The sequence below is a fragment of the Mycobacteriales bacterium genome, from assembly GCA_036497565.1.
Lineage (GTDB): Bacteria > Actinomycetota > Actinomycetes > Mycobacteriales > QHCD01 > DASXJE01.
On record DASXJE010000283.1, the window covers coordinates 1 to 8,920 of the forward strand.

An 8,920-nucleotide genomic window follows, 5' to 3' on the forward strand; every position below is an offset into this window, starting at 1 on the left:
CGGGGTGGCCAGCGTGGAGATCGAGCCGCTACCAGCACCTGCTCCAAGCCTGGAAGAAGAGATCTATCGCAGGCTCCGCGACCTGATTGTGTCCGGTGACCTGGTACCCGGGGCGTTGTACTCGATGAATGAGCTCGCCACGCAGCTGCGTGTGTCACGGACCCCGGTGGCCCAGGCGGTGACGCGGTTGGTGGATCACGGCATGGTACGTGTCGAGCACCGTCGCGGTATGCGGATCCTCGAGACCTCTACCCACGACCTGGCCGAGATCTATGAGATGCGGCTGCTGCTGGAGCCACGCGCTGCCTATCGGGCGGCGACCCTGATGAGGAAGGTGGAACACCGGCGGTTGCGCGAGGCGTTGACCGCGTTGCGGCGGGTCACCGATGTCCTGAACAACCCCCGCGAGCACCTGCGATGCGACGCCGCTTTCCATCGCGTCATCCTGCAAGCCTCGGGAAACCGGCGATTGGCAAACTACGTCGATTCGCTGCGTGACCTGCAGATGATTCGAGGCGCTTCCACCGCGGACAAGACCCGGCCATTGTCTGACGTCGTCGCGGATCACGAGGCGATCTACCGGCACATCGTCGCCGGCGACGCGCCGGGCGCCGCCCACGAGATGCACCAGCACATCCTGCTGACCTGCAATCTGCTGATCGAGCAGGAGACCGGCGCCGCCTCGGTGCTGCTCGGTCCGCCCTGGCCGGCGCCCGCGGATACCGAGCCCCTCACCTAAGGCCTTCGCGCGCCTTTGGCGGCGCATCGCTGGCGAAGCTGTGATGTGCCCTCAAGTAGCGCAGGGGCGGCGACTACCTGCTCCACATCGACGAGACGGTCTTCAGCGACTCTTGACTGTCTTGCATCTTACATGCAAGGCTCGGTCTTGTTCGGCCTCCTCGTTGGCACGGGGGCACACCAGGGAGGAAGGACGGATGTGGATACCTTCCAAGGCACGCCGTTTCCCGCGCAGGTCTTCACCGATGAACGGTCACGACTGTGGACCGAGAAGGGGTGCCGCCGGGCGTCCGAGCTGTTGCCCCTGGCCGGTGACGTCGCGCGCCCCGCGGCCGTCGACCACGAGACCGTCACTGATCCCGGCCAGTGGCCGTACGGGCGTTTCATGGGTGCCTGGCTGGATGCCTCCGGTGAGCCTCGGGTGCTCAAGCACCTTCCGGAGGTCGGGTTCTTCATGGAGCTGCTCGGGCTCGCGTACGCACCTGTCCTGGAGGGACGCGCGGACCGTCGCGCAGTGCTGGCCGGCTCGTCGCGGCTGGAGTTGAGCCTCACCAACGATGCTCTGCAGATTCAGCTGGTGACCCTCGATCACGGCTACAGCATGATTCGGCATCACGCCCTGATGCTCTTCGAGGCGACGCTGTGGCTCGACGAGCCGGACCGGTCGGTGTGGCTGGAGCTTTACGACGACCTGGTCACCGTCGTAGACAGCTCACCGGGGGGCAGGCCCGACCTCGCCGAGCTCGCCGAGATCGAGGCGGGCGCCTTCGCCGACTTCGGGGAGCTCGCGCCGCTGAGCACCGCGGCGCGGGACGCGGCAGCCCTGCTGGCGGACACCGACTGCCTTCGGCGTGTCCTGGAGTACCAGCGCTACGCCGCCGTCGCGATCGGTCTGCTCTGGCGCGGTTACCGCGCGGTGCCTGCCGAACAGCGGCGCCGGTGGCACCAGGAGCAACTGTCAGTCGGCTACGTGCAACCCAACTATCTGGAAAGGGAATGGATGTCAACGCGATGAACGTCAGTACCGGTCTCGTCTCGACCCGGAGCCCTTCCAGGTCTCAATGCCCTGCCTAAGGAGCCATCCATGCCGGACCAACTGACCGTGGCGGTCGCTCAGGTGAACGCGATCTTCGGTGACGCGAAGGCCAATTCGCGGCGCGCCGTCGAGGTGGTCGCTCGAGCTGCCGAGGCCGGTGCACGGCTGGTGGTCCTGCCGGAGTGTTTCCTGACCGGCTATGTGACGAGCCGCCGCGAGCAGGCGTTCGCGATCGCGATCAACTCCGACGGTCCCGAGATGGGCGACCTCGCGCGGGCCTGTCGGGAGCGGGAGATGCACGCGCTCGTCGGCTATCTCGAGCGCGACGGAGATCAGCTGTTCAACACCGTTGCGGTCCTCGGCCCCGGCGGGCTGATCGGCAGGTACCGCAAGCGCCACCTACCGTTCATGGGCGCGGACCGCTTCGCGACGGTCTCTGAGGAAACCGCCCCGGCCGTCTTCGACACCGCGCTGGGCCGGATCGGGATTGCGATCTGCTACGAGATCCGCTTCCCCGAAGTCATGCGCACGCTGGCTCTCGAGGGAGCCGAGTTGATCGCGCTGCCGACCAATTGGCCGGTTCAAGCCAGCATTCTGGCCGATCATTTCACCCGGGTGAGGGCCGCGGAGAACTTCGTCTATCTGCTGGTGTCCAACCGAGGCGACGCCGAGCACGGCATCGACTTCCTCGGCGACAGCCAGGTCGTCGACCCGATGGGCGAGGTGCTCGCCAAGGCGGAGAGCGAGCAGGATCTGCTCGTTGTCGACGTGGACCTTGCGCGATCCAGGGAAAAATCGATCACTTTTACGGCGGGCGAGTTTGAGTTAAGCCCGTGGAAAGACCGGCGGCCCGCTGCTTATCGGATATAGCCGAATCCGGTTTATCTCAGCATTGGTCGCTCGTACGGCCAACTCCATTGCAAGCACGTAGCCAGCACGTCCGCACAGGAGAGACACGATCACTGAGGTGAGTAAATGATGCGTGCATTCCGACGAATAAGCGTCATTCCCGCGATCTGTCTAGCGGTCGCTGCTGGACTGGCTGGATGCGGCAGTGGAGGGAGTTCCACAAGCGGCGACAATGGCAGCATCGTCCTCGGGTTGAGCAACTCGAGCGTCACCTCGTCGTTCCGCGGAATCATGATCAATTCTTTCAAGGCCGAAGCCGACAAGCTTCAGAGCAGCGGCCAGATCAAGAAGTACGTCATCCAGAACGCGGGAGACAGCGTCTCCACCCAGATCCAGCAGATGCACGACATGGTGCAGTCGGGCGTCAACGTCCTCGTCGTGGACGCCCAGTCAGCGACCGGGCTCAACGCTGAGATCGCCCGCGACGTGGCCCAGGGGGTCACCGTGGTGACGACTGACAATCTGGCGAGCAGCGACAAGTCGATCAACGTCGAGATCGACCCAAAGATCATCGCTGCCGACACGGCGCAGGGGCTCGCCGACACCATCGGTCACAAAGGCCACGTGGTCATGCTCGAGGGCATCGCTGGCACGCCGGTGAACGAGGATCGGAATAATCTCGCCAAGCAGGTGTTCGCCAAATACCCGGACATCACGGTCAGCGAAGTCAACGTCGACTGGAACCCGGCGACGGCCAAGCAGAAGATGGCCCAGGTGTTGGCCCAGAATTCCGACATCGCCGGAGTGTGGGACCAGGGGGACTCGGCCGGCGGTGCGGCGAATGCCTTCATCAGCGCCGGCAAGCCGCTGCCACCGATCGTCTTCGACGGCACGACCGACTTCCTCAACGTTTGGCACGACCGGGTCGCGCAGGGCTACAAGACCGTCGGCGCGCCGCAGCCGCCGGCCGTGGTCGTCGACGCGCTCTGGCTGGGCATCAAGGTGCACCAGGGCGCAAAGGTGAGCTCTAACCCGGTGCTGCTGAAAACCCCCCTGATCACCAACGACAACCTCGACACCATCTGGACCAAGGGGCTCACCAACGAGCCCGGCCAGTTCGTCAACCCGGTGCCGGTCCCGCAGGCCGAGCTCTTTCAGAGCTACCTCTCGTAGCGGCAAGGCCGGTCACGGGCACGCCTGGGACCGGCCTTTCGCCGCCCGAACCCTGCCTTCCGAGGAGTGCCCCATGCTGTCGCAGGCACGGCCCGACCCTTTCGTAGGCCTCACGCTCACAGAAATCGTGAAGTCGTACGGCAACACTCGCGCTCTACGGGGCGTTTCCCTCGAATTCCGGCCGGGTGAGGTGCACACCATTCTCGGTGAGAACGGGTCGGGCAAAAGCACGCTCGTGAAGATCCTCTCGGGGACGGTCGTGAACAACTCCGGCACGATCACCCGCGGCGAGCGGCCGGTCGACTGCTCCTCCCCGGCCAGCAGCCTGCGGAGTGGGATCGCGACTGCCTTCCAGGAGCTGACGGTGCTGCCGTCTCTCACAGTCGCCGAGAACATCTTTCTCGACCGCTACCCGCACAACCGGATCGGCACGATCAACAGGCGTGCGCTGGAATCTCGCACGGCGCAGTTCCTGGAAGCGCACGGCTTCGAGCTTCCCCCGAAAGCTTCTTGTCGCGACCTGACCCTGGCCCAGCTGCAACTCGTCGAGGTGGCGCGGGCCATCGCTCGGCAGCCCTCGACACTGATCTTGGACGAGGCGACGTCGGCGCTCGACTCGCCCGAGGCGCGCCAGGTGATGAAGGTCTGCCGTGGGTTGGCGGCCGCGGGCACCGCGGTGCTGTTCGTCTCCCACCGGCTCGACGAGGTGCTCGAGATATCCGACCGTGTGTCGACACTGATCGACGGCCGGATCGGTTCGACGCGCGATGCCAAGGGCATCACCCATGACATCCTGCTCGACGAGCTGTTGGGCGAGCGAAAGATCATCGACCTGGTGCCCGACACCGGCGACGCGGTGTCGGCGCGGCCGCGGCGAACGGTGTCCTCGACCGTGCGCGCGCGCTTCTCGATTCCCGCATCGGCAGGGTTCCGCGAGGACATCGCGTTCGACTTGCACGAAGGGGAGATCCTCGGCCTGGCCGGCCTGCAGGGCCACGGCCAGAAGCAGGTCCTGCGCGTCATTGGCGGCGATCTTCCCGCCCGAGGAGCCTCCCGTGAGATCGACGGCGAGGCCGTCCACGCACGCTCCCCACGGGACACGATCTCCAACGGAATCTACTACATCCCCGAAGAGCGCAAGGTCGAGGGAATCGTGTCCGGGCACGCGATCGCCGCCAACATGGTGTTGAGCTGCCTGCCTCGACTGAGCCGCTACGGATGGTTGATGCGCTCGGTCGAGCGCAGGTTCAGCAATGACATGGCGATCCGGCTGGGCGTGCGACTGCACTCGTTGCGCGACAGCATCGACTCGCTCAGTGGTGGCAACCAGCAGAAGGTGATTCTCGGCCGCGGCCTGCTCAGCCGACCGAAAGTGCTGCTGCTGGACGACTCGATGCGCGGCATCGACGTGCGGTCGAAGGACGAGATCTACCGGCTGCTCGAGGAGCTGACCGACAGCGGACTGTCGGTGATCGTCAACTCGACGGAGATCCCGGAACTGATCGCGCTGTGCCCGCGTGTGCTTGTCTTTCACGACCACGCGGTGTCAGCCGAGCTCGTCGGCTCGGACGTAAGCGAGGCGAACATCTTGCGGGGCATTTTCGGTCGATCAGCAGAGAAGGCCGCATGACTGCTCCGACCAAGAACGGGGTGTCGATCAACCTGGGCGACGCGACGATCTACCTTACGGTGCTCGTTCTGCTCGTCCTCAACACGATCCTGCAGCCGAGCTTTATCCAGGCCTCGAACCTGCTGTACCTGCTCGGCACGAGCCTGCCATTGGTCTTTGCGGCGGCGGCGCAGGGCATTGTCATGTTGACGAGTTCGATCGACCTCGCCTCGGGCAGCGTCATCAGCCTCACCAACGTGATCATCGTTGTGCTGATCGGGCACGGTTCGGCCGCATCGGTTCTGCTCGCAACCCTCGCCGGCATCGCACTCGGCGTGGTGGCCGGCCTGTTTACGGCGCTCGTCCGGCTGCCGTCGATCATCGTCACGCTCGCGCTGTCGGCGGTCTGGGCAGGCGTGGCGCTCTACGTGTTGCCGACTCCGAAGGGCGGCATCCCCGACTCGTTCGGCAACCTCACTTCCGGTTACGCGCCGCTGTGGTGGAGCCTGGCGCTGATCGCACTGTGGCTGTGGCTGGCGCGCACTCGATTTGGCAAACGGATCTACGCGGTGGGGTCCAGTGAGAACGCCGCGTACACGGCGGGCATCCCCGTGGTCGGCACCAAGATCGCCGTGTTCGCCATCGCGGGGTTGCTGCTGGCGCTGGGTGGCCTGATGCTGTCGGCGACCACCAGCGGTGGCGACCCTCTCAGCGGGGCGTCGATCACATTGGAGGCCATCGCGGCGGCGGTGCTGGGCGGAGTCAGCTTTCAGGGCGGGAAGGGGTCGCTCATCGGAGCGGTCTTCGGCGCCCTGGCGCTGACACTGATCAACAGCCTGGTGTTCTACACGGGCGCGTCGGCCTTCTACCAGCGCGTGGTGTACGGCGTCTTGCTCGTGGTGGCGTTGGCGCTGTCGCGCTTCACCGCGCGCCGATGGATCCGGATCCCGCTTCCGTCGGTCGGGAGCGGCGTGTGATGACGAGCACGGCAGACAGCAAGAGCGTAAGCACGCAGGACGAGTCCGGCGGCTCGCGGGGCGGATCGGGCAGCTCCGCCAGGACACCCCTGCACCGACGCGTGACGCCGGTCGCCGCCGCGTACATCGCGGTGGTGTTGGTGGGCGTGGTAGGCCAGATCCTGCACCCCGGTTTTCTCGGCTCGGCGCACCTAAGCACGATGATCGCGCTCGCGTCGGTGCTCGGCATTGTGGCGGCGGGTCAGACCGTGGTCATCATCACCGGCGGCATCGACCTTTCGGTCGCCTCGATCCTGGCCTTCGCCGAGGTGATGACCCCGTACTGGGTCCAGGGCGACTCCTCCCGGTGGCCGGTCCTGCTCCTGATCATCATCGTGGCGGCCGTGCTAGGCATGATCAACACGATCGGCATCACGGTGTTCGGCATCCAGCCGATGATCATGACACTCGGCGTGGGTGCAGCGGTCGACGGCGCGGTGCTAGTGCTCACCGCAGGGAGCTCCACCGGCCTGCCACCGGAGCTGCTGACACGGACCATGGGGCATAACGGCTGGTTCTCCGGCCTGCTCGTTGGGTGGATTGTCGTCAGCATCGTCACGTACCTGGTCCTCCACCGCTCGACGTTCGGCCGCCGCGTCTTTGCGATCGGTACCAGCGCCCGCGCGGCTCGGCTGGCCGGCATCCGAGCCTGGTCGACGTTGCTGGGCGTGTACATCTTCGCGGCGGTGATGGCCGCCGTCGCGGGCATCGCCCTCGCCGGGTACACCGGCAGCGGTGACTTCGGCATCGGCTCGACCTACCTGTTCCCGTCCGTCGGCGCGGTGGTGATCGGCGGCACCTCTATCCTCGGCGGCCGCGGCGGCTACGTGGGAACGATCGCCGGCGTGCTGATCCTCAGCACCATCGACTCGATCCTGACGCTCTCGGACATCGCCGCTGCCGGCCGGCAGATCGCCCAAGGCCTCGCCATCCTCGTGATCCTCGTGCTCTACGCCCGCGAGCGCCGGCTGCGGCAGTGAGCCGCGCGCCCGACATGCCCTCAGTCCGTCCATCACCACGACCGAAAGAGCGCAATGACGATCACGCGTATCGAAACGCGAGCAGTACGCATGCCGTTGAGCCGCAACACGAGCATGTCCACCCGCCGCCTCGACAAGCGAGACTTCGTTCTCGTCACCATCGAGGCTGACGACACCGACCATGTCGGCCTCGGGTACGCCTACGCGGGGACGACGGGCGGACGGTTGCTGGCCCAGGCTGTGCACGAACTGCTCGAACCGGTGGCCATGGGCGCCGATGCACGCGACATCACCGGCCTCTGGGAGCGGATGTACCAAGAGACGCTGCTGGCCGGCCGGCGCGGCGTGGTGCTGCGCGCCATGTCGGCGGTCGACATCGCGCTGTGGGATCTGTCCGCCAAGCGCCACGGCATCGCACTTTCGACCCTGCTCGGCGGCTCCGTCAGCCCGATTCCGGCCTACGCATCGGGTGGCTACTACCAGCCGGACGAAGGCAAGTGGACAGACGCGGTTGCCCGGGAGATCAACTTCAACCAGGGCCTCGGGTTCCGCGACCATAAGATCAAGGTCGGTGGCCTGAGCCCTGAGGAGGACGCGGATCGGGTGCGTGCCGCGATCGATGTGATCGACGGCCGAGGCCGGCTTGCCCTTGACGCCAACAACGCCTACCACAGCCTCGCCGAGGCGACCCGGGCCATCCGGATCCTCGAGCGTGGTGCCGGGGACGCTGGGCTGTGGTGGGTGGAGGAGCCGCTGTCCCCCGACGACATCCGCGGCCATGCCACGCTGGCGGGCCGGGTGGAGACCGCGATCGCCACCGGCGAGATAGCCCAGACGCGGTGGGAGTTTCGCGAACTGCTGGAGCGATGCGCGGCCGCGATCCTGCAGCCGGACGCAGGCGTCATCGGCGGCATCACCGAGTGGATGCGCGTGGCGCACGCCGCCGAGACCGCGGGCGTGCCGGTCGCGCCGCACTGGCACGCCAACCTGCACGTGCACCTCGCGGCGTCGGTCACCAACTGCGTCGCCGTCGAGCACTTCGCGCTCGACAAGGACATCTACAACTTCGAGGCGCTCCTGACGCCCGAGACTCGGCTGCGGTTCGCCGACGGGGCCGTCCTCGTGCCCGACCGGCCGGGCCTGGGCATCGTGCTCGACCCCGACGCCGTCAGCCGCTACGAGCTGCCGGACTGATCTCACAGACCCTTCGGCCGACAACGTTGCACAGGGAGATCACATGTGTGGACCGACGCTCATCAGTGCCGCTGAGAAGGCGCGCATCGCGGCATACGACGGCAAGTTCCGGGAGGTGACGTCGTCGCCGTTCGGGACCGACGACGAGATCGGAATGCTGAACCTGATCGACGCCGAGTCCCGACGGACGATCATGAGCCGCACCGATGCCGGAACGGTGTTCGACCTGTCGGTCGACAATTTCGTCGGCATGCCGACCTTCTCCGCGGCCGGGGATCAGGGCTACCAGATGTGGATGACCCACACGCCCCGCGGGACCGTCCTG

General features: G+C 66.3%; 9 protein-coding genes. All 9 read left to right on the top strand.

The genetic code is table 11. The features are described from left to right. A partial coding sequence (locus tag VGH85_21980) for a GntR family transcriptional regulator (GenBank protein HEY2176488.1) occupies window positions 1-739 on the top strand: 739 nt, incomplete at its 5' end. A gap of 198 nt (window positions 740-937) precedes the next feature. Beyond that, on the top strand, window positions 938-1,753 hold the full coding sequence (locus VGH85_21985) for a hypothetical protein (protein ID HEY2176489.1): 816 nt from the start codon (window positions 938-940) through the stop codon (window positions 1,751-1,753). A gap of 69 nt (window positions 1,754-1,822) precedes the next feature. Then, window positions 1,823-2,644: a carbon-nitrogen hydrolase family protein gene (locus tag VGH85_21990; GenBank protein ID HEY2176490.1), complete on the top strand. Its 822-nt coding sequence runs from the start codon at window positions 1,823-1,825 to the stop codon at window positions 2,642-2,644. A gap of 231 nt (window positions 2,645-2,875) precedes the next feature. Beyond that, window positions 2,876-3,796, top strand: a complete 921-nt coding sequence (locus VGH85_21995; GenBank protein ID HEY2176491.1) for a substrate-binding domain-containing protein — start codon at window positions 2,876-2,878, stop codon at window positions 3,794-3,796. Between the two features lie 73 nt (window positions 3,797-3,869). Further along, window positions 3,870-5,426: a sugar ABC transporter ATP-binding protein gene (locus tag VGH85_22000; protein HEY2176492.1), complete on the top strand. Its 1,557-nt coding sequence runs from the start codon at window positions 3,870-3,872 to the stop codon at window positions 5,424-5,426. Then, window positions 5,423-6,382 carry an ABC transporter permease gene (locus VGH85_22005; protein HEY2176493.1) on the top strand — a complete coding sequence of 320 codons (960 nt, stop codon included), beginning with the start codon at window positions 5,423-5,425 and terminating at the stop codon, window positions 6,380-6,382. The genes VGH85_22000 and VGH85_22005 overlap by 4 nt, the downstream gene beginning before the upstream one ends. Continuing rightward, complete coding sequence (locus VGH85_22010; GenBank protein HEY2176494.1) at window positions 6,382-7,401, top strand: ABC transporter permease; 1,020 nt, start codon at window positions 6,382-6,384, stop codon at window positions 7,399-7,401. The genes VGH85_22005 and VGH85_22010 overlap by 1 nt, the downstream gene beginning before the upstream one ends. Window positions 7,402-7,491: 90 nt before the next feature. Further along, window positions 7,492-8,595, top strand: a complete 1,104-nt coding sequence (locus VGH85_22015; protein ID HEY2176495.1) for a mandelate racemase/muconate lactonizing enzyme family protein — start codon at window positions 7,492-7,494, stop codon at window positions 8,593-8,595. Window positions 8,596-8,638: 43 nt separating this feature from the next. Further along, window positions 8,639-8,920: hypothetical protein (locus tag VGH85_22020; protein ID HEY2176496.1), on the top strand; the 282-nt coding region annotated here is incomplete at its 3' end.